The organism is Bradyrhizobium genosp. L, assembly GCF_015624485.1.
Classification (GTDB): domain Bacteria; phylum Pseudomonadota; class Alphaproteobacteria; order Rhizobiales; family Xanthobacteraceae; genus Bradyrhizobium.
This window is the reverse complement of the sequence record NZ_CP061378.1, coordinates 2,486,390-2,505,454: the sequence shown is the minus strand read 5'-3', so window position 1 is coordinate 2,505,454 and position 19,065 is coordinate 2,486,390. Positions and strand designations below refer to the sequence as shown.

At 65.0% G+C, this 19,065-nt stretch carries 17 protein-coding genes; 5 read left to right on the top strand and 12 right to left on the bottom strand.

Features of this window, described 5'->3' with window-relative positions; genetic code table 11:
• Nucleotides 1-76: 76 nt before the first annotated feature.
• From IC762_RS11545 to IC762_RS11505, 9 genes are read right to left on the bottom strand one after another with little or no spacing between them, the layout of a single operon-like run.
• On the bottom strand, nucleotides 77-763 hold the full coding sequence (locus IC762_RS11545; RefSeq protein WP_195788922.1) for a DUF2848 domain-containing protein: 687 nt from the start codon (nucleotides 761-763) through the stop codon (nucleotides 77-79).
• The gene (locus IC762_RS11540; RefSeq protein WP_195788921.1) at nucleotides 756-2,105 is read right to left on the bottom strand and encodes an amidase; all 1,350 of its coding nucleotides are present in this window, start codon (nucleotides 2,103-2,105) and stop codon (nucleotides 756-758) included. The genes IC762_RS11545 and IC762_RS11540 overlap by 8 nt, the downstream gene beginning before the upstream one ends.
• 5 nt (nucleotides 2,106-2,110) lie before the next feature.
• Nucleotides 2,111-2,449, bottom strand: a complete 339-nt coding sequence (locus IC762_RS11535) for an AtuA-related protein (RefSeq protein ID WP_195788920.1) — start codon at nucleotides 2,447-2,449, stop codon at nucleotides 2,111-2,113.
• A 1-nt stretch (nucleotide 2,450) separates the two neighbouring features.
• A complete protein-coding gene (locus IC762_RS11530) occupies nucleotides 2,451-3,788 on the bottom strand; it encodes an acyclic terpene utilization AtuA family protein (RefSeq protein ID WP_195788919.1) in 1,338 nt (445 codons plus the stop codon).
• Nucleotides 3,788-4,507 carry an ABC transporter ATP-binding protein gene (locus tag IC762_RS11525; protein ID WP_195788918.1) on the bottom strand — a complete coding sequence of 240 codons (720 nt, stop codon included), beginning with the start codon at nucleotides 4,505-4,507 and terminating at the stop codon, nucleotides 3,788-3,790. The genes IC762_RS11530 and IC762_RS11525 overlap by 1 nt, the downstream gene beginning before the upstream one ends.
• On the bottom strand, nucleotides 4,497-5,228 hold the full coding sequence (locus tag IC762_RS11520) for an ABC transporter ATP-binding protein (protein WP_195788917.1): 732 nt from the start codon (nucleotides 5,226-5,228) through the stop codon (nucleotides 4,497-4,499). Before IC762_RS11520 ends, IC762_RS11525 begins: the two co-directional genes overlap by 11 nt.
• Nucleotides 5,218-6,114 (bottom strand): branched-chain amino acid ABC transporter permease, encoded by an 897-nt coding sequence (locus IC762_RS11515; protein WP_246801518.1) that lies wholly within the window; start codon nucleotides 6,112-6,114, stop codon nucleotides 5,218-5,220. The genes IC762_RS11520 and IC762_RS11515 overlap by 11 nt, the downstream gene beginning before the upstream one ends.
• A 16-nt stretch (nucleotides 6,115-6,130) precedes the next feature.
• Nucleotides 6,131-7,054 carry a branched-chain amino acid ABC transporter permease gene (locus IC762_RS11510; RefSeq protein WP_195788915.1) on the bottom strand — a complete coding sequence of 308 codons (924 nt, stop codon included), beginning with the start codon at nucleotides 7,052-7,054 and terminating at the stop codon, nucleotides 6,131-6,133.
• 46 nt (nucleotides 7,055-7,100) lie between these two features.
• A complete protein-coding gene (locus tag IC762_RS11505) occupies nucleotides 7,101-8,348 on the bottom strand; it encodes an ABC transporter substrate-binding protein (protein ID WP_195788914.1) in 1,248 nt (415 codons plus the stop codon).
• 101 nt (nucleotides 8,349-8,449) lie between these two features.
• On the opposite strand from IC762_RS11505, the gene IC762_RS11500 reads away from it, so the two are divergent.
• The 5 genes from IC762_RS11500 to IC762_RS11480 all read left to right on the top strand — a co-directional run bounded on the left by IC762_RS11500 (nucleotide 8,450) and on the right by IC762_RS11480 (nucleotide 13,362).
• On the top strand, nucleotides 8,450-9,370 hold the full coding sequence (locus tag IC762_RS11500; protein WP_195788913.1) for a LysR family transcriptional regulator: 921 nt from the start codon (nucleotides 8,450-8,452) through the stop codon (nucleotides 9,368-9,370).
• A gap of 125 nt (nucleotides 9,371-9,495) precedes the next feature.
• Nucleotides 9,496-9,909, top strand: a complete 414-nt coding sequence (locus IC762_RS11495; RefSeq protein WP_195788912.1) for a Zn-ribbon domain-containing OB-fold protein — start codon at nucleotides 9,496-9,498, stop codon at nucleotides 9,907-9,909.
• A gap of 4 nt (nucleotides 9,910-9,913) precedes the next feature.
• The gene (locus IC762_RS11490; protein ID WP_195788911.1) at nucleotides 9,914-11,053 is read left to right on the top strand and encodes a thiolase C-terminal domain-containing protein; all 1,140 of its coding nucleotides are present in this window, start codon (nucleotides 9,914-9,916) and stop codon (nucleotides 11,051-11,053) included.
• A 128-nt stretch (nucleotides 11,054-11,181) separates the two neighbouring features.
• Nucleotides 11,182-12,096, top strand: a complete 915-nt coding sequence (locus tag IC762_RS11485) for an SDR family oxidoreductase (protein WP_195788910.1) — start codon at nucleotides 11,182-11,184, stop codon at nucleotides 12,094-12,096.
• 153 nt (nucleotides 12,097-12,249) lie between these two features.
• Nucleotides 12,250-13,362, top strand: coding sequence for an SMP-30/gluconolactonase/LRE family protein (locus IC762_RS11480; protein WP_195788909.1), 1,113 nt, complete (start codon nucleotides 12,250-12,252; stop codon nucleotides 13,360-13,362).
• A 221-nt stretch (nucleotides 13,363-13,583) separates the two neighbouring features.
• Here IC762_RS11480 and ppc read toward each other — a convergent pair whose 3' ends face one another.
• The 3 genes from ppc to IC762_RS11465 form a co-directional block, all read right to left on the bottom strand.
• Complete coding sequence (gene ppc, locus IC762_RS11475) at nucleotides 13,584-16,376, bottom strand: phosphoenolpyruvate carboxylase (protein WP_195788908.1); 2,793 nt, start codon at nucleotides 16,374-16,376, stop codon at nucleotides 13,584-13,586.
• A 96-nt stretch (nucleotides 16,377-16,472) separates the two neighbouring features.
• Entirely contained in the window at nucleotides 16,473-18,017 is a 1,545-nt protein-coding gene (locus IC762_RS11470) for an acyl-CoA synthetase (RefSeq protein WP_195788907.1), read from the bottom strand.
• A gap of 145 nt (nucleotides 18,018-18,162) precedes the next feature.
• Nucleotides 18,163-18,978: a crotonase/enoyl-CoA hydratase family protein gene (locus IC762_RS11465; RefSeq protein ID WP_195788906.1), complete on the bottom strand. Its 816-nt coding sequence runs from the start codon at nucleotides 18,976-18,978 to the stop codon at nucleotides 18,163-18,165.
• Nucleotides 18,979-19,065 lie beyond the last annotated feature (87 nt).

Here is a 19,065-nt window from a genome sequence, read left to right as displayed (position 1 = left end):
GAGGCCACAGCGTGCCAACCACGATGCCCTGTGGTTATGGGTCCCTGCTTTCGCAGGGACGACTCGTGGGAAGAGCTTAGCCCAGCACCGGCAGCGTGATCACGTCGTAGCCGTGGCTGATCGTCCGCTTCAGCACCGGGTCTTCCAGCTCGAAATCGAAGCGGCTGGCGGGGCGAATGCCGCCTTTGGCCGCGAAAGTGCCACCGAACATCGCGCAGCCATCGGGCAGGCCCTTGCCCTCGAATCCGCCGGCGATCAGGTCCTTCACCGGCAGCATGTGGTCGAGCGTGCCTTCCTGGTAGAGCATGCGCTGACCGCCGATGGTGGCCCAGGAACGCAGGATGAGCTGGTCCCAGTGACCGATGACGTCCTCCAGCTCCCAGAGCTCGGACGCGACAGGCTTGTCGCACATCTGCTTCGAGACGGTGACGCTGTAGCTCTCGACCTTGCGGTCGGTGTGGTCGGAGCCGCAGCCGACGAAGGTGCGGCCCTGCCAGCCGATCAGGACGAACTCGACCTCGCCGCTGGAGTCCTCGCCGCAGACCTCGATCGCGTCGGCAAACGTCAGCCGGCGTGCCGAGCAGCGATAGTAGATCGGCGTCGTCGCCGGCCGCGCGATGCCGAGCGCTTCGAGCTCGGCGATGTGCTTGTCGCGCGCCACCGGATCGCGGCCGGTCCAGCCGGCGATCACGGCTTCGCGGATTTCCAGCGTCAGCGGCGTCGCGGCGCCCTTGTCGTCGACATTGAAGGTGAGATCAAACACGGATCACGGTCTCCATTCCGGCGGCCAGTTCGAAGATGCGCCGATCCGAGCCGCCGGCTGCCGCGAGCATCAGGCCGACCGGCGCCTCGCCCTCGCGATGGGCGGGCAGCGAGATCGCGCAGCCGTCAAGCACATTGATCAGCGTGCAGTTGCGCAGCGCGCGCAGGTTCTGCGTGGCAAACGCCTTGTCGTCGGCGAGATCGGCGATGACCGGCGGCAGGTTCGCGGTGGTCGGCAGCACCATCGCTTCATAGGGCGCGATGCGCTGCTCGGTGCGGGCGATGAAGGAACGCCGCGCGTTGAGCAGATCGATGTAGTCGGCGGCGAGAAAACCCTCGCCGCGCAGGATGCGCGAAGAGACGCGGGGATCGTAATCGTCGCCCTTGCTCGCGATCAGGAAGCGGTGCCAGGCATAGCTCTCGGCCGCGGCGAAGCCGCCCTTGGCATTCATGACGCCGACGTCGAGCAGTTCCGGCACTTCGATGCGCTCGACCAGCGCACCGGCCCGCGACAGCGCCGTCAACGCGCGCTCGAAGGTTTTTGCCACGGCATCATCGAGGTCATCGAGCGCGACCGTGGTCGGCACCGCGAGCCGCATGCCCTTGACCGGGCGTGGCGTCAACGGTTTCAGCGGCTCGTCCGCCAGCACGGCGTCGAGCGCGGCACAGCAGGCCACCGAGTTCGCCAGCGGGCCGTAGCTGTCGAGCGTGAACGACAGCGGCACGCCGCCGTCGAGCGGGATCCGGCGCTGCGTCGGCTTGTAGCCGACGATGCCGTTGAACGCCGCCGGGATCCGGCAGGAGCCGCCGGTGTCGGTGCCGAGCGCGCCGAACGCCATGCCGTCGACGATCGAGACCGCGGCGCCCGAGGACGAGCCGCCGGGCACGTGACCGACGCCCCGGTTCCAGGCGCTCTTCGGCGTGCCGTAATGCGGATTGATGCCGATGCCGGAATAGGCGAACTCGGTCATGTTGGTGCGGCCGATCACGATGAAACCGGCGCGCTTCAGCCGCGCCACGACCGGCGCGTCGGCCTCGGCCGGCGCGGAATCATCCAGCGCCCGGGAACCGGCGCGGGTCACCTGCCCCTTGATGTCGAACAGATCCTTGATCGAGACCGGGATGCCGGCAAAGGGCGACGGCGCAGCATTGGCCTTGCGCAGCCGGTCCATGGCGTCGGCGGCGTCGAGCGCGGCGTCCTTGTCGACGTGGATGAAGACGCGCTGGCCCTCGCCGGCGGGATCGGCGATCCTGGCGATGCATTGCTCGACGAGCCTGCGGGCCGTGGTGGCGCCGCTGGCAAGATCAGCGGCAAGGGAGGCGAGTGTCGGATTGTGCGGCATGGCTTTCACTTGGTGGGTGGCGGCCGATTGTCACCCGGATCGCCGTCGATTTCCAGATCGAGCAGTGCCGAACTGAGCGATTTGCCGTGAGCGTCGAGCGCAAGCGACCGCGTCACGCCGCCACCCAGCGTGTCGGTCATCACGAAGTTGAGCGCCGCAATCCTAGGCAGTTCATAACGGGTAACTTCGCCTTCCACGACGCCGGCGAAATGCGCCTTCACCCGCGCGCTCGTCACCTGGACGAGCAGCAGCGGATAATGGGCGGCATCGTAGGCGATCACCGAAATGTTCGAGGTGTTGCCCTTGTCGCCGGTGCGGGAATGGGCGATCTCACGCAACTTCACTTCACGCCTCCACGAACCGGATTTGCGGCTTGGCAAGCTCGCGCGGCAGCAGCACCGAGGCCACCGCGACGACGTCGCGGGCCGATTTCCAGGCACCGCCGCCGGCCGCCGGACCGTTGGTGTAGAGCGTCTCCACCTCGTTGCCGATACGCACGGCTTCGCCGAGGTTTTCGGTGCGGCCCGCCACGCGCACACGGACCTCGTAAGGCTCGCCGGCCCGCGCGGAGACGTCGCTGCCGTGCAAGGCATCGACGCCGATGAGGTCGAACCGCAACTCGCTCGTCGAGACGCCGGTCAGCTGCAGCCGCTCGCGGACGATCTCGAGCGCCAGCCGGCCGCGCGCCAGGGCGCCGGGACCGGCATAGGAGATCTGGCCTTCGCCGATATAGCTGTCGACATAGCCGACCGAGACCTTCAGCGTATCCGTGCGTTTGCTGCCGCGACCGCCGCTGACCCGCACGCGATCGGGACCGATTTCCTCGACGGTGACTTCGGAGAAATCCGCGACCACGTCCGGCTGGAAGTATTTGGTCGGGTCATGGACCTCGTAGAGCAATTGCTCCTTGCAGGTCTGCGCGGTGACGGCCCCGCCGCTGCCCGGCACCTTGGTCACGACCAGCGAGCCGTCTTCGCCGATCTCGCCGATCGGAAAGCCGAGACGCGCGAGGCCCGCGACATCCTTGTAGCCGGGATCGGCGAAGTAGCCGCCGGTGATCTGGCCGGCGCATTCCAGCAGATGGCCGGCGACGGTGCCCTGCCCGAGCAGATTCCAGTCGTCCATCTTCCAGCCGAAGGCGTGGATCATCGGCGCCAGGAACAGCGCGGGATCGGACGCGCGCCCGGTGATCACGACGTCGGCGCCGGCCGCGAGCGCATCCGCCATCGGCTCCGCGCCGAGATAGGCGTTGGCCGACAACAGCCGGTTGCCGAGCTGCTTGATGGTGCCGTCGAACTCCATGATCGGAAGATCGCTCGCCTTGCAAGCGTCCAGCACGTCGTCGCCCACGATTGCGGCGACCTTCAACGACAATCCGAGGGACTTTGCGATCTCGGCGGTGCGGCGCGCCGCGGCCTCGGGATTGGCCGCCCCCATATTGGTGACGATCTTGATGCCCTTCGCAGAGCAGAGCGGCAGCACCGCCCGCATGCGCTCCTCGAGCAACGGATCATAGCCGCTGTCCGGGTTCTTCATCCGTGCCTGCTGGGCCAGCGCGACCGTGCGCTCACCGAGGCATTCGAACACGAGATAATCGATCTCGCCCTTCTCGGCGAGCTCGACCGCAGGCTCGATGCGGTCGCCCGAATAGCCCGCGCCGGATCCGATCCTGATCGTTCGCATCACTTCAGCCCGAAATAGGCGCGATGCAGCTCTTCGTTGCCGCTCATCTCGGCCACCGTGCCGGAGAATTGGATGCGTCCGCCCTCCAGCACGAAGACGCGGGTGGCGACATCGAGGAAGCTGATATTCTGCTCGGCGATCAAGAGCGCCAATCCGCGCCCCTGCAGGCTGGTGAGCGCGCGGATCACCTCCTTGACGAACAGCGGCGACAGCCCGGCCGACGGCTCGTCCATCACCAGCAGCTTCGGCTCGGCCGACAGCGCCTTGGCGATGCCGAGCATCTTGCGCTGGCCGCCGGAGAGACTGGAGGCCGGATCGCGCCGCTTGTCGCGCAGCACCGGGAACAGGCCGTACAATTCGTCGACCCGCGCGCCGGGATTGGCATGGCCCAGCGCCTGCGCGCCGACCCGGATGTTCTCCTCGATCGTGAGATCCGGAAACACGGCGAGCTCCGACATGTAGGTCATGCCGCGCTTCATGCGGTCCGACGAGCGCATCCTGGTGATGTCGTCGCCGCCGAGCCGGATCTGGCCGCTGCGCGCCTCGATCAGGCCGACCAGCGATTTCAGGAAGGTGGTCTTGCCGGCGCCGTTGGCGCCGAGCAGCAGCACGGTCTCGCCGAGGCGGACGTCGAGATCGACGCTCCACAGCACCTGCATGGTGCCGTAGCCGGCGTCGACGCCTTTGGCGTCCAGCAGCGAGGATGCATCAGTGGGCATGCTCGCCTCCTAGAAACACCTCGATCACCTGCGGCTCGCGGACGGCGGTCGCCAGCGTGCCTTCGAAGATTTCCTTGCCGGCGTTGAGCACGATGACGCGGTCGGTGATCTGCTCGATGAAGCCCATCAGATGCTCGACCACGATGACAGCCATGCCGGTGGCGGCCAGCGCCTTGATGCGGCCCGCAATCCAGTCGAGCTCGGCCGGGTTGAGACCGGCCGCAAGCTCGTCGAGCAGCAGCAGCCGCGGCCGCGTCGCGAGCGCACGGGTCAGGTCGAGCATCTTCTGCTGCGCGCTGTTGAGATCGGCGGCGGGACGGTCGGCGACTTCTTTCAGCCGGTATTCCTCGAGCAGCTCCGCAACCGATGGCGGCGCGGTGGCGGCCTGACCATAGGCCAGCGCCACCTGGATGTTCTGGCGCACCGTCAACGACAGGAACGGCTTTGGCACCTGGAAGGTGCGATTGATGCCGCGGTGAACGAGCTTGTGCGAAGCGACGCCGCCGGCGGACGCGCCGTCGAACACGACCTCGCCGCCGTCGGGCGCATAGAGCCCGGAGATCACGTTGATCGCCGTGGTCTTGCCGGATCCGTTTGGGCCGACGAGCCCAAGGATCTCGCCAGGGGAGACGTGAAAGCTCAAGCCGTCGAGCGCATGAAAGCCGCCGAAGCGTTTGACCAGCTTCGCGACCTTGAGAATGGGCGTCTGCTCAGGGGACATTCCACCCCCTGCGCGTTGCCAGCGACACCAGCCCGGCGGGCAGGAACAGCACTAAGCCCATGATCAGAAGGCCGTAGATCAGCTGGAAATATTGCGGCGTGGTGAAGCCGATCAGATTGTAGACGCCGTACAGGATGATCACGCCGACGATCGGTCCGGTGACCGTGGCAACGCCGCCGAACAGCGCAAACACGATCGCGAAGATCGAGAACTCACCGGAGAACACGTTGTCGGGATAAAACACCGAGACGTACCAGGCGTAGATGCCGCCGGCGAGGCCGGCGACCAGCGCCGAGGCGAGCCAGGCGATCACCCGCATCTTGATGATGTTGACGCCGGCCATCGAGGCCGACACCGCATCCTCGCGCACCGCCTGCAGTGCGAGGCCGAATGGCGAATTCTTCAGATAGATGACGCCGCCGACCGTCAGCGCCATCACCACGACGGCGGCATAGTAGGCATGGGTCGGGTTGAACGTGCCGGTGAGCGAGACGCCGTACGGCCCCTTGGTGATGCCCTCCAGCGCCGGATTGGCGACGAAATGCAGCACCGCCAGCGAGGCCGCCAGGTTGGCGATCGCAAAATACGCGCCCGACAGCCGCAGCAGCGGCGTCAGCAGCAGGCCGAGCAGCACCGCGACCACGCCACCGACCAGCACCGCGAGCACGGCAGGCGTCTGAAAGTGCATCACCATGATGGCAAAACCGTAGGCGCCGGCGCCGAAGAAGCCGACATAGCCGAACGGCAGATAGCCGGTGAAGCCATAGATGATGTTCACGCCCTGCGCGAGGATCAGGAAGATCACGAAATTGAACAGCAGCAGATGGTTCTGGTAGACGCCGGGCAGCAGCGCGAACACCACGACCAGCGGCGCCAGGATGAACAACAGGTGCCTCGACGAATTAAGCAACGCGCACCCGCCTTCCGAGCAAGCCGCTCGGCCGCAACAACAGGATCAAGATCAAGAGCACATAAGGCAAGAGGTCGGCCCAGGAGCTGAGATAGGTCTGCACCAGCATGTAGCAGACGCCATAGACGACGCCGCCGAGCGCGGTGCCGAGCGGATTGCCGAGCGAGCCCAGCACCACGATCGCAAACGACGTCACCGTCGCATCGGCCCCGAACGCCGGCGTCACCGAGCCGAACATGAAGGGCGCGAACACACCGGCGATGGCGGCAAGCCCGAGCCCGATGCCGAAGGCAGCGGCGGAGACCCGATCGACGTCGATGCCGGTGGCGAAGGCCTCGTCGCGCCGCGACATCACCGCGCGCGTCAGGGTGCCAAGCCGCGTGTGGTAGAGATAGAGATAGACCAGCGCGATCGCGATCAGGCTGGTGACGGCCGCGATCACCCAGGGCGCCGGAAAATTCTGGCCGAGGATATGGATGGGCCCAGCGCCACCGGCCTTGCCGCCGAACCATTTGACCTTGATGGTCGTAAACACGGTGCCGAGCAGCCGGCTCTGGATCGAGCGCTCGCTGGTGCCGGCGAAGATCGTGGTGATGGCCTCGATCACCTGCGACAGGCCGAAGAACAGGATGATCGACAGCATTTCTGGATTGGCCGAGCCCTGCAAGCGCGGCACCAGCACCCAGTAAAGCAGCAGGCCTGCGAGCACGAAGATCACGAAGGCCAGCGGGATCGCAAACAGCGGATCGATGCCGGCGATCCCGACCACGCCGACCGCGATGAAGGCGCCGAGCATCAGGATGTCGCCATGCGCAAGGTTGACGATGCGCATGACGCCGAACACGAGATTGAGACCGATGCCGACCAGGCTGAAATACAGCCCGAACAGCACGCCGGCGACGAGCGCATAGGTCATGCGATCGCCCGCCGCCGGAAGGTCCCGTTAACAGCCCCTGACAGCATCACGGCGCCGGATAGACCGGCTTGCCGGTCGCAGTCTCATGCGGATAGATCGAGGTGAACTTGATGTGATCGTGCTCGTCGACCGAAAGCTGGCCGAGCGGCGTCAATTCGCCGATCTGCCCGCCCGTCTCATCGAGCGCGAAGGTGCCGTCGAGCGTCTTGAGCTGGCCGCTGAGCGAGAACACGGCGCGGCGCAGCTCCATCTGGTCGAGGCTGGTTGCGACCGACAGCGTCTTCTCGAGCACCAGCGCGGTGGTGTAGCCCGCCACCGCGTTGAAGCCGAATTCCATCTTGCCGTCGTTGTACTTCTTCTCCCAGGCGGCGCGGAAATCCTTCATGTTCATCCCGAAATTGACGGAATAATCCAGCTCGGAGGGCGGCACATAGGTCCAGACGTGATCGAGCCCCTTGGCGCCGACGTTCTTCTCCAAGAGCTCGGTCTCGATACCGGCATAGATCGCGAACTGCATCTTGAACTTGACACCGGCGTCCTGGACGTTGCGCTGGAAGGCGATGTCGTTCGGCGCGTAGCCGAAATGGATCACCGCGTCCGGGTTGGTGTTGTTGATGTTGTTGATGATGACGTTGTAGTTCGTGGTCTCGGTCGGTACGCCCTGGTCGTAGACGAACTCGATCGGCGCGCCTGACTCCTTAACGAACTTGCGGAAGGCGTTGGCCTGCGTGCCCGTGAACTCGTTGGTCGCGTAGAGGATCGCGACCTTCTTGATGCCGAGGCCCGGACCGTCATGGCTGATGAAATCCGCCAGCGGCTTCGGCCAGATCGTCGACACCGGGTCGGCCATCAGCGCGATATAGGGATTGTCCTTGGAGAAGAAACTCGCGCCGGTGCCGGTCTGGTCGAACAGGAACATCTTGTGGTCGCGCGCGATCGCAACCGCAGGCGCGGTCAGCACCGAGCCGGAATCGGCGACCAGGAGGTCGACCTTGTCCTGGGTGATGAGCTGGTTGTAGAGCGTCGCGGCGGTCGCGGTGTTGCTCTGGTCGTCATAGGAGACGAGCTTGATCGGGATCTTCTTGTCGAACGCCTTGACGAACACGCCACCCTCGGCATTCTTCTGCTCGACCCACAATTTCAGCGAGCTGTAGACCGGCATCGAGATCGAGGCGTAGCGCCCCGAGGACGCATAGAGCGTGCCGATCTTGATCTCCGACGGTGCATCCGCAGCAAAGGCGGGCCCCGCCAGCGCGGCGCAGGCGGCCAGCGCGACAATGGCTTTTTTGAACATTGCGTTTCCTCGTTTATTAGCGGCCCCTTTTGGCGCGCTTTGCGCGTCAAAGCAACTATACGAGAGTTGAAATAATCCAATATCAGCCATAGCCTTTTTCTATGGATATCAATCTCCGGCAGATCCGCTCCTTCATTGCGGTGGCGAAGCTCGGCAGCTTCACCCGGGCCGCCGAGTTTCTGCATATCTCGCAGCCGACGCTGACCGTTCAGATCAGGCGGCTTGAGGAGGCGTTGCAGCTTCGGTTGTTCGACCGTAACCCGCGCCATGTCGATCTGACGCGGATCGGCCGCGACCTGCTCCCGGCGTTCGAGCGGACCATCGAGGACCTCGATTCCGTCCTTGCGGAACTCAAGAACGTGTCGACCGCCCGGCTCGGCGTGGTCAGGATCGCCGCGCTGCCATCCTTTGCCTCGGGCCTGCTGCCCGACGTGATCCGCCGCTTTCGGAAGCAGAACCCGGGCGCTTCCTTTGCCGTCAAGGACATCATCGCGAACCCGCTGCTGGACCTGATCCGATCCAACGACGTCGATCTCGGCCTGACCGGCGGCGACGTTGATTTTCCTGATATCGAAGTGCTGTTCAGGACCAGCGACGAGATGCATGTCGTCTATCTCGAAGGCCACCCGATCGGCAAATTTTCGCGGATTACCGCCGAGCGCCTGGCGCAGTTTCCCATCGTGATGATGGACACCAAAACCAGCGTGCGCGCGGTGACGGATACAGCCTTCGGCAAGGCAAAGCTGAGGCCGACGCCGATTTCGGAAGTGACGCACATGATGACGGCGGTCGGCATGGTGCGTGCGGGGATTGGTATTACGCTGCTTCCTTCCTCGGCCCTGGAAATCACCGCTGAATCCGGCCTGATCAGCAGGCGCATCAACGATCCGAACTTCATCCGCCCGATTTCGCTGATCAAGAAGCGCAATCGCACCCTGCCTCCACTCAGCAAGGCTTTCTCCGATTACCTCGCGCGCAGCCACTCGAGCGTGCTCGCGCGCAATAATACCGCGGATCGCTGACCGGTTTGCCGCGTGATTTTGCGCGCGCCGGAATACGCGGCATGCGCGGCGCATGGATAGACCGTTGACGGGCCTTGGTCCTATGGCGCATCAAGATCACAACGACTACGGGAGGATCATCAGACATGGCCGAGCCTGCGCGCGCGAAACCAAAACCGACGCCGGAAACCCAGCATTTCTGGGACGGCGCCAAGGCCGGCGAGCTGCGCCTGCAGCGCTGCGACGCCTGCGCCAATGTCTACTTCCCGCCGCGGCCGTTCTGCCCGTCCTGCGCCTCGCGCAAGGTCTCGGTGTTCAAGGCGAGCGGCAAGGGCACGCTCTACAGCTACGTCATCAACCACCGGCCCGCCGCGCCCGGCTTCACGCCGCCTTACGCGATCGCGGTGGTCGAGCTCGACGAGGGACCGCGCATGATGAGCAACATCATCGATTGTCCGCAGACGCCGGAAGCGCTCGAGCTCGACATGAAGCTCGAGGTCGCCTTCCAGGCGCTCGACGACAAGATCACCCTTCCCGTGTTCCGTCCGGCCAAGGGGTGACACGATGCGCAGGAACCAGGTTGCCGTCGTCGGCGCGGCAGAGACCACCGAGCTCGGCGTCATCCCCAACATGTCGCAGCTCCAGCTGCATGCGGACGCGGCGCTGAACGCGATTGCCGATGCCGGGTTGAAACTCTCCGACATCGACGGTTTTGCCACGGCGGTCGAGACGCCGCAGCAGGTCGCGCATTATCTCGGCATCACGCCGACCTGGGTCGACGGCACGTCGGTCGGCGGCTGCTCCTTCATGTTGCATGTCCGCCACGCGGCGGCCGCGATCGAAGCCGGGCTGTGCAAGACCGTGCTGATCACCCATGCCGAGAGCGGCAAGTCGATGATCGGCAAGGCGCCGCGCTTCACCGCACCGGACAGCCTCAACGGCCAGTTCGAGGCGCCCTACGGCGTCTACGGGCCGCCGAGCATGTTCCCGATCCCCGTGCTGCGCTTCATGAAGACCCACGGCATCACCCACGAACAGCTCGCGATGGTCGCGGTGGTGCAGCGCGAATGGGCGGCGAAAAATCCGCGCGCCACCATGAAAGACCCGATCACGGTCGCCGACGTCCTCAACTCCCGGATGATCGCCTATCCGTTCCGCCTGCTGCAATGCTGCCTCGTCACCGACGGCGGCGGCGCGCTGATCCTGACCTCCGCCGACCGCGCCAAGGATTTTCCCAGGAAGCCGGTCTATATCCTCGGCACCGGCGAGAGCGTCGAAACGCCGATGGTCAGCCAGATGAAGACGTTCGATTCATCGCGCGCCTTCAAGGTCGCCGGCCCCCTCGCCTTCAAGGAGGCCGGCATCGCGCACAAGGATGTCGATCACCTCATGATCTACGACGCCTTCGCGCATCTGCCGCTCTACGGCCTCGGCGACCTCGGCTTCATGCCCCATGAGGAAGCCGGCAAGTTCATCGCCGACGGCCACACGCGCCCCGGCGGCAAGCTGCCGCTCAACACCAATGGCGGCGGCTTGAGCTACATGCATTCCGGCATGTACGGCATGTACGCGCTGCAGGAGAGCGTGCGGCAGATGCGCGGCATCGCGCCGGCGCAGGTGTCGAACGCGAAAATCTCGGTGTGCCACGGCGTCGGCGGCATGTTCGCGGCGAGTGGCACGATCATTTTTACGAATGAGAAGTAACAACCCGTCGTTCCGGGGCTCGCGCAGCGAGAACTATGGTGCGCAATTGCGCACCTGAGAACCTCGAGATTCCGGGTCTGGTGCTTCGCACCATCCCGGAATGACGGTGTCAAACAAGGAGAACCCACATGGCAAAATCACTGCAGGACAAGGTCATCATCGTCACCGGCGCAGGCCGCGGCATCGGGCGCGAGATCGCGCTGCTGTGCGCGGCAGAAGGCGCCAAGGTCGTGGTCAACGATCCCGGCGGCGCCGCCGATGGCGCGGGCAACAGCGCAGCGCCCGCCGAGGAGGTGGTCGAGGAGATCAAGAAGCGCGGCGGCACCGCGGTCGCCAACTTTGAATCCGTTGCGGAAGCGATCCCCGCCAGCAAGATCGTGAAGACCGCGACCGATCATTTCGGCCGGCTCGACGGCGTCGTCAACAATGCCGGCATCCTGCGCGACATGATCTTCCACAAGATGAGCGTGGAAGCCTTCGAAGCCGTCATCAAGGTGCATCTGATGGGCTCGTTCTACGTCTCGCACGCCGCGGCGCGGCTGTACCGCGAGCAGGAGTCCGGCGCCTTCGTGCATTTCACCTCGACCTCGGGCCTGGTCGGCAATTACGGCCAGGCCAACTACGCCGCCGCCAAGCTCGGCATCGTCGGCCTGTCGAAGTCGATCGCGCTCGACATGGGCCGCTTCAACGTGCGCTCGAACTGCGTGTCGCCATTCGCCTGGACCCGCATGATCGGCACCATCCCGACCGAGACCGACGCCGAGAAGGCGCGCGTCGAGAAGATCAAGCAGATGGGCCCGGAGAAGATCGCGCCGGTCTGCGCCTATCTGCTTTCGGATGCCGCAAAGGACGTCACCGGACAAATCTTCGGCGTGCGCATGAACGAGATCTTCCTGTTCGGCCAGCATCGTCCGGTCCGCTCGGTGCACCGCGGCGAAGGCTGGACGCCCGAGACCATTGCCGAGCACGGCATGCCGGCGCTGAAGGGATCGTTCGCCAAGCTCGACCGTTCCGCCGACGTCTTCACCTGGGATCCGATCTGACGGATTCCACTCTGACAGTTTTATGAAAAGGCTGTCCCGGCGAAGCGCCGGGACGGCACACTCATTGGTTGTTTCATAATATCCCGCCCGCTTTATGCCAGATTGCGGGCGCATGAACCGCCTCCCCATAACAAGAATACCTGGGAGGACATCATGACAAACCCAAGCAACACACCCGATCAGACCAATGACGGCGCGAAGGCGTTCGACCGTCGCACGATCTTGCGCGGTGCAACCGCGCTTGCTGCAACCGCGATGGCGGCGTCAGATGCGGCCGCGCGCGACTACGGTCCCAATGCGGAACCGCAGCGCTATCCCGATAGCGATATCCTCGTGATCGACGACAAGCGCTTCAAGGCCAAGGTCGGCAACACCGCGATCAAGCGGCTCTATACCGGTTGCCTGTGGGCGGAGGGCCCGGCCTGGAACGCGCAGGGCCAGTATCTGGTCTGGAGCGACATCCCGGCCAATCGGCAGTTGCGCTATCTCGACGATGACGGCCATATCTCCGAGCAGTTCCACAAGCCGTCGAACGAAGCCAACGGCTCGACCTTCGATTTCGAGGGCCGCCAGATCACCGCCGAGCGCACCCGGCTGGTGCGCTACGAGCACGACGGAACCGTGACGTCGCTGGCGGAGCAGGTCAATGGCAAGCAGCTCAACGGGCCGAACGACATGGTCGTGCATCCCAACGACAAGTCGATCTGGTTCACCGATCCCGGCTACGGCGCGGTCTCGATCTACGAAGGGCAGCGCGCCAACACCGGCTCGAACCAGCCCTACCAGAAGGAAGCGGTCTACCGCATCGACGCCTCGACCGGCCAGATCACCAAGGTCTGCGACGAGCCGTTCAAGCCGAACGGCATCGCCTTCAGCCACGACTACAAGAAGGTCTATGTCTGCGACACCGGCATCACGCATTATCCGAACGCCAAGAACATCGTCTGGCAGTACGACCTCAACGGCGACAAGCTGTCCAACCCGCGCACGCTGATCGACATGACCTTGGACGGCAAGTCCGGTTTCCCGGACGGCATGCGCGTCGACATCGACGGCAACATCTGGGTCGGCGCCGGCTGGGTCGGACCCGGCTATGACGGCGTCCAGGTGTTCGCGCCCGACGGCGCGCGCATCGGCCAGATCCTGCTGCCGGAGACCTGCGCCAACCTCACCTTCGGCGGCAAGAAGCGCAACCGTCTGTTCATGACGGCGAGCCAGTCACTGTATGCGGTCTATGTGGAGACCAAGGGCGCGCATAATTGCTGATGCTTCTTCTCACCTCCCCCTGAAAGGCAGGGGAATCGCATATGGCGACGAAATGCTCGGACTGCCATCCCACATTCGTCATGGCCGGGCTTGTCCCGGCCATCCACGTCTTTCTCACGCCGAAACCAAGACGTGGGTGCCCGGGACAAGCCCGGGCACGACGAGTTTGTGGAAAGATCGAGCGCATATGCGATAGCCCTGCCCTTCCAGGGGGAGGGAGGCTACCCGCTATTCCTCAGTCCCGCCGAAATCCCGTTGATCGTGATCTGGATGCCGCGCAGCACCTGCTCGTCCGGGTTCTGCGCGCGATGCTCCTTCAACAGCTCCACCTGCACATGGTTGAGCGGATCCAGATAGGGAAAGCGGTTGCGGATGCCGCGTTCCAAGAGCGGGTTGCCCTGCAACAGCCGCTCGTGGCCCATGATGTCGAGCAGCGTCTCGATCGCAAGGTGCCATTCGCGGCGAATGCGGCCGAAGATCTTCTCGCGCAATTCGACATCGGGCACCAGTTCGGCATAGCGCGAGGCGATCGCGATCGAGCTCTTTGCCAGCACCATGTCCATGTTCGACAGCAGCGTGCGGAAGAACGGCCACTCCTTGTAGAGTTCCTGCAGGAACGGCATGCCCTGCTCCGGATGCTCGGCGATCCAGGTCTCGACCGCCGCGCCAAAGCCATACCAGCCCGGCAGCATCAAGCGGCACTGCGCCCACGAGAACACCCAGGGGATGGCGCGGAGGTCCTCGATCTCGCGGGTCTTCTTGCGCGACGCCGGACGGCTGCCGATGTTCAAGGTCGCGATCTCGTTGATCACGGTCGAGCCCCAGAAATAATCGGCAAAGCCCTCGGTCTCGTAGACCAGGCCGCGATAGGCCTTGAAGGCCAGCGCGGAAATCTCTTCCATCGCCTTGAGATATTCAGGGCGCGGCGCGCTCTGCCGCGGTTGCAGCAGGCTGGTCTCCAATGTCGCCGCCGCGAGGATCTCCAGATTGCTGCGGCCGACCTCGGCGTTGGAATATTTGGAGGAGATGATCTCGCCCTGCTCGGTGATGCGGATCTGGCCGTTCACGGCACCACCGGGCTGCGCGATGATCGCGTCATAGCTCGGCCCGCCGCCGCGGCCGACCGAGCCGCCGCGGCCGTGGAACAGGCGCATCCGCACGCCGTGGCGCTCGAACACGTCGACCAGGCCGATCTCGGCCTTGTACAGTTCCCAGCCCGAGGTGACGAAGCCGCCGTCCTTGTTGCTGTCGGAATAGCCGAGCATCACCTCGTGCACGCTGCCGAGGCTGTCGACCAGCTTGCGGTAGTCGTGCAGCGCCAGCATGCGGTCCATGATGCCGGACGACGCCTGCAGATCCTCGATGGTCTCGAACAGCGGCACGATGTTGACGGCGCTGCGGCCGGACGGATTGACCAGCCCGACCTCCTTCAGCAGCACTGCGACCTCGAGCATGTCGGACATGCCCTTGCACATCGAGATGATGCATTGGGAGATCACCTCGGGGCCGAACCTGGCGTGGGCTTCAGCCGCGGCACGAAACAGCGCAAGCTCGCCCACCGTCTCCTCGGAATATTTGACGAAGGGCGAGGCCAGCGGCCGCGCGCTGCGCAGCTCGGCGAGCAGCAAGGCGACGCGGGCATCTTCGCCGAGCGCCAGATAGGACGTGCCGGGATTGGCGGTGTCCAGCAGCTCGGCGATGGTGCGCTCATGCACCGCCGAATTCTGCCGGATATCGAGCCGCGCCAAATGGAAGCCGAAGCAATCCACCGCACGTCGCAGCAGCCGCAGGCGGCCGCGCGCGATCACGCCGGAATTGTTCGCGATCAGCGAACGATTGAGCACGTCGAGATCGGCCTGGAATTCCTTGACGTTTGGATACGGCTCGGCCTTGCCGACCGGCGGCCGCGTGGTTTCGACCTCCAGCCGCGCCGCGGTCGCCGCCAGCCGCGCATAGATGCCCGACACCGCGAGTCGATAGGGTTCGCCGCTCCGATGCGGCGATGTATCGGGCGAGCGCTCGGCCAGCGTCCGCAGCTCGTCGGAGACGTCGGCGAGATGGGCCGCGAGCGACAGCTCGGCGCCGAGCGCATGCAGCTCCTCGAGATAGAAGCTCAGCACCCGGCTCGACTGCAGCCGCAGCGTGCCGCGCATCACCTCGGCGGTGACGAAGGGATTGCCGTCGCGGTCGCCGCCGATCCAGCTGCCCATCCTGAGGAACGAGGCGAGATCGCCGGCCTCGCCGCCCTCCCTGTTCAGGCGATCCTCCAGCGCGCAGTGCAGCCGCGGCACCTCCCGCAGGAAGGTGTAGTCGTAGAACGACAGCCCGTTGGCGACCTCGTCGAGCACGGTGAGCTTGGTCCGGCGTAGCAGATTGGTCTGCCACAGCGTCACGACGGCGCGGCGCAGCTGCTCCTCGCTGGCCTCGCTCTCTTCCGGCGTCATTTGCAGCCGCTCGCGACGGTCGAGCAGATCGGCGATCTCCATCTCGCGATCCATGGTGCTCTTGCGGCGGACCTCGGTCGGATGGGCCGTCAGCACCGGGCTGACCAGCGCACTGCCGAAGAAACTGCGCAGATCGGACGGGCTGATGCCGGCCTGCCTGGCGTGGACCAGCGTCTGCTCCAGCGTGCTCGGCCGCGGCGCACCGCCAGGTGTGCGGCTGCGCATCTGGCGGATGTTGTTCTGGTCCTCGGCGATGTTGGCGAGATGGGAGAAATAGCTGAAGGCACGGACGATCCTGACAGTCTCGGCGATCGACATGCCGTCGAGGATGCCCTCCAGCTCCCGTCGCGCCAGCCGGTCCTCGTCGCGGTGGAACCGGACCGAGGTCTGGCGGATGCGCTCGACCAGGTCGAACGCATCGGCGCCCTCCTGGTCCCGCACGGTGTCGCCAAGCACGCGGCCGAGCAGGCGGATGTCGTTCCGGAGCCGCGCATCCTCTTCCTGCGCCTGCATCTCCGCGGCACGGCTGGCGTGGATGTCGGTCTCGGAAGGCATGGTCTGGGGAGGCATTGGCGGCTACTCCAGAAGCTGCCCGGCAATGCCCCGAGTGTGCGCTTTTTTTGCCGCAGTGCAAGATGAACTTGAGGGCGGTGCACACGCGCGGTCCTAGATCCTCCGCCCCGCCCGCTCCCAATAGGGATCGCGCAGCCGGCGCTTGAAGATTTTTCCGGAATCCTCGCGTGGCAGGCTGCTCTGGATCTCGATGTGCTTGGGCACCTTGTAGTCGGCGAGCGCGGTCTTGAGCTGGGCGCGGATCGCGGCCAGGTCGAGCGTCACGCCGGGCTGCGGCTCGACCACCGCCATCAGCGCCTCGCCGAACTCGGCGTCGGGAATGCCGAACACCGCGCAATCGTGCACGCCCGGCACCGCGTGCAGCACGGTCTCGATCTCGGCCGGATAGATGTTGACGCCGCCCGAGATCACCATGTCGCGCTTGCGGTCGCAGATGAAGACGTAGCCGTCCGCGTCGATATAACCGACATCGCCGGACGTGATGAATCCCTGGCGGTCGATCTCGGACCGCTTCTCCGGCTTGTTGTGATAGGTGAAGTCCGGATTGCCTGCGATCCGCGAATAGATCTCGCCGATCTGGCCTTGAGCCACCTCGCGGCCGTCGTCGCCGATGAAGCGCAACTCGGCACCGGGCGAGATTTTTCCGACCGTGCCCGGCTTCTTCAGCGCGTCCTCCGAATTGGCGAAGGTGACGGCGCCCGACTCCGTCGAGCCGTAAAATTCATAGATCACCGGCCCCCACCACTCGATCATCGCGCGTTTGACATCCGGCGGACAGGGCGCGGCGGCGTGGATGATATGGCGCAGCGACGACATGTCGTATTTGCGGCGTATCTCCGCCGGCAGCTTCATGAGACGGATGAACATGGTCGGCACCATGAAGATCGTGTCGATCCGCTCGCGCGCGATCAGCTGCAGAAATTCCTCCGCATCGAAGCGCGGCATCAGCACCAGCGCGCCGCCGAGCTTTCCCGAGCGCAGCCCGAACGAATTCGGCGCCGAATGGTAGAGCGGCCCCGGCAGGATCGCGCGTGCTCCAGGCTTCAGGCCGTAGATCATCGCGCGCATCGCTTCCGCATTGGCGGTCTGCGCCGGCGTCGGCGCGAAGCGGCGCACGCCCTTGGGATGGCCGGTCGTGCCCGAGGTGTAGATCATGTTCTGCGGCTGCGGCACCGCCGGGCCGTCATAGCGCGGGAACTGGGCGAGCCAGCTTTCGAAATCGATCGCGAAATCGGGCGTCACCAGATGATCGCGGTCGATCTTGTAGTTCGCGAGGATCTCGGGCGGCGTCGGTACGCTGAGCACGACGACGCCAGGCGGAATCGCGCCGCGCAGCGGATGCAGCATGTCAGCGTGGCCGATCAGGACGCGCGTGCCGGAGTCGGTCAGGACGTAGTTGATCTCCTCCGGCTTGAAGTGCCAGTTGATCGGCACGCCATAGGCGCCGAGCCGCATCGCGGCATAGGCGGCCTCGATGAAGGCGATGTCGTTGCGCATCAGCACACAGACGCTGTCGCCGGGCTTGACGCCGAGCAGGGCGAGGCCGCTCGCGATACGCTCAGCGCGCTCGGCAACCTCGGCATGTTGGCGGCGGCGCTCGCCGCTGATGATGCCGAGGAAGGGTGTTGGCGTTTCCATTTCGATGTCCGATCTTCCGTCGGTTTTTCAAATCGTCATTCCGGGATGGTCCGTTAGGACCAGACCCGGAATCTCGAGATTCTCAGGCGCGCAACTGCGCGCCATAGTTCGATGCTTACGCATCGCCCCGGAATGACGGTGCCCGTCACCCCGCATCCGCAAACCTCGGCGGGCGCTTGTCGAGATTGGCACGCACGGACTCGGTCTGGTTCGGGCTGCCGATCAGCTTCTGCTGCTCGACCGACTCCGCAAGCAGCGCAGGCCCCGGATCGACCGAGAGATTGTTCAGCATCCGCTTCGCGGCGCGGATCGCATCCGGGCTTTTGCCGGCGATCTCGCGCGCGACCTCGAACGCCGCGGCGCGCGGGTCGTCGCAGATGCGGGTAGCGAGGCCGTAAGCTTGCGCCTCCTGCGCCGAGAAGATGCGGCCGGTGTAGGTGAGCTCGCGCAAAACGTCGTCGCGCACCAGGCTGGCCAGGATCGGCGTGCCCGCCATATCAGGCACCAGGCCCCATTTGATCTCCATGATCGACATCCGCGCATCGGGCGACAGAAAGCGCATGTCGGCACCGAGCGCGAGCTGGAAGCCGCCGCCGAATGCGACACCGTGGATCGCGGCGATCACGGGCACCGGAAGCTGGCGCCAGCCCCACACCGCCTGCTGCGCGAAATTGGCCTTGCCATGGGTACGGACGGTGAGGTCGCGGTTCTCGCCGCCGGGCACCCCGTTACCGCCCTTCTCCTTCATCGCGGCGAAGCGTCCCATGTCGAGACCGGCGCAGAAGGCGCGGCCCTCGCCCGAGAGCACGACCACCCGAACGCCCTTTTCCTTGGAGAGCCGCTCGGTGGCACTGACCAGCGCCTCGAACATGGCGACATCGAGCGCGTTCATCTTGTCCGCCCGCACCAGGCGGACATCGGCGATACCGCCCGAAACCGATATCGAGACCCGATCTTCCATTGAAATCTCCTCCGCTGTTCTGGTTGGCGCTTTACAGAAGGCCGTGGTCCGGTTTTAGTCAATCGACCAATTAACTGACAACCCCCT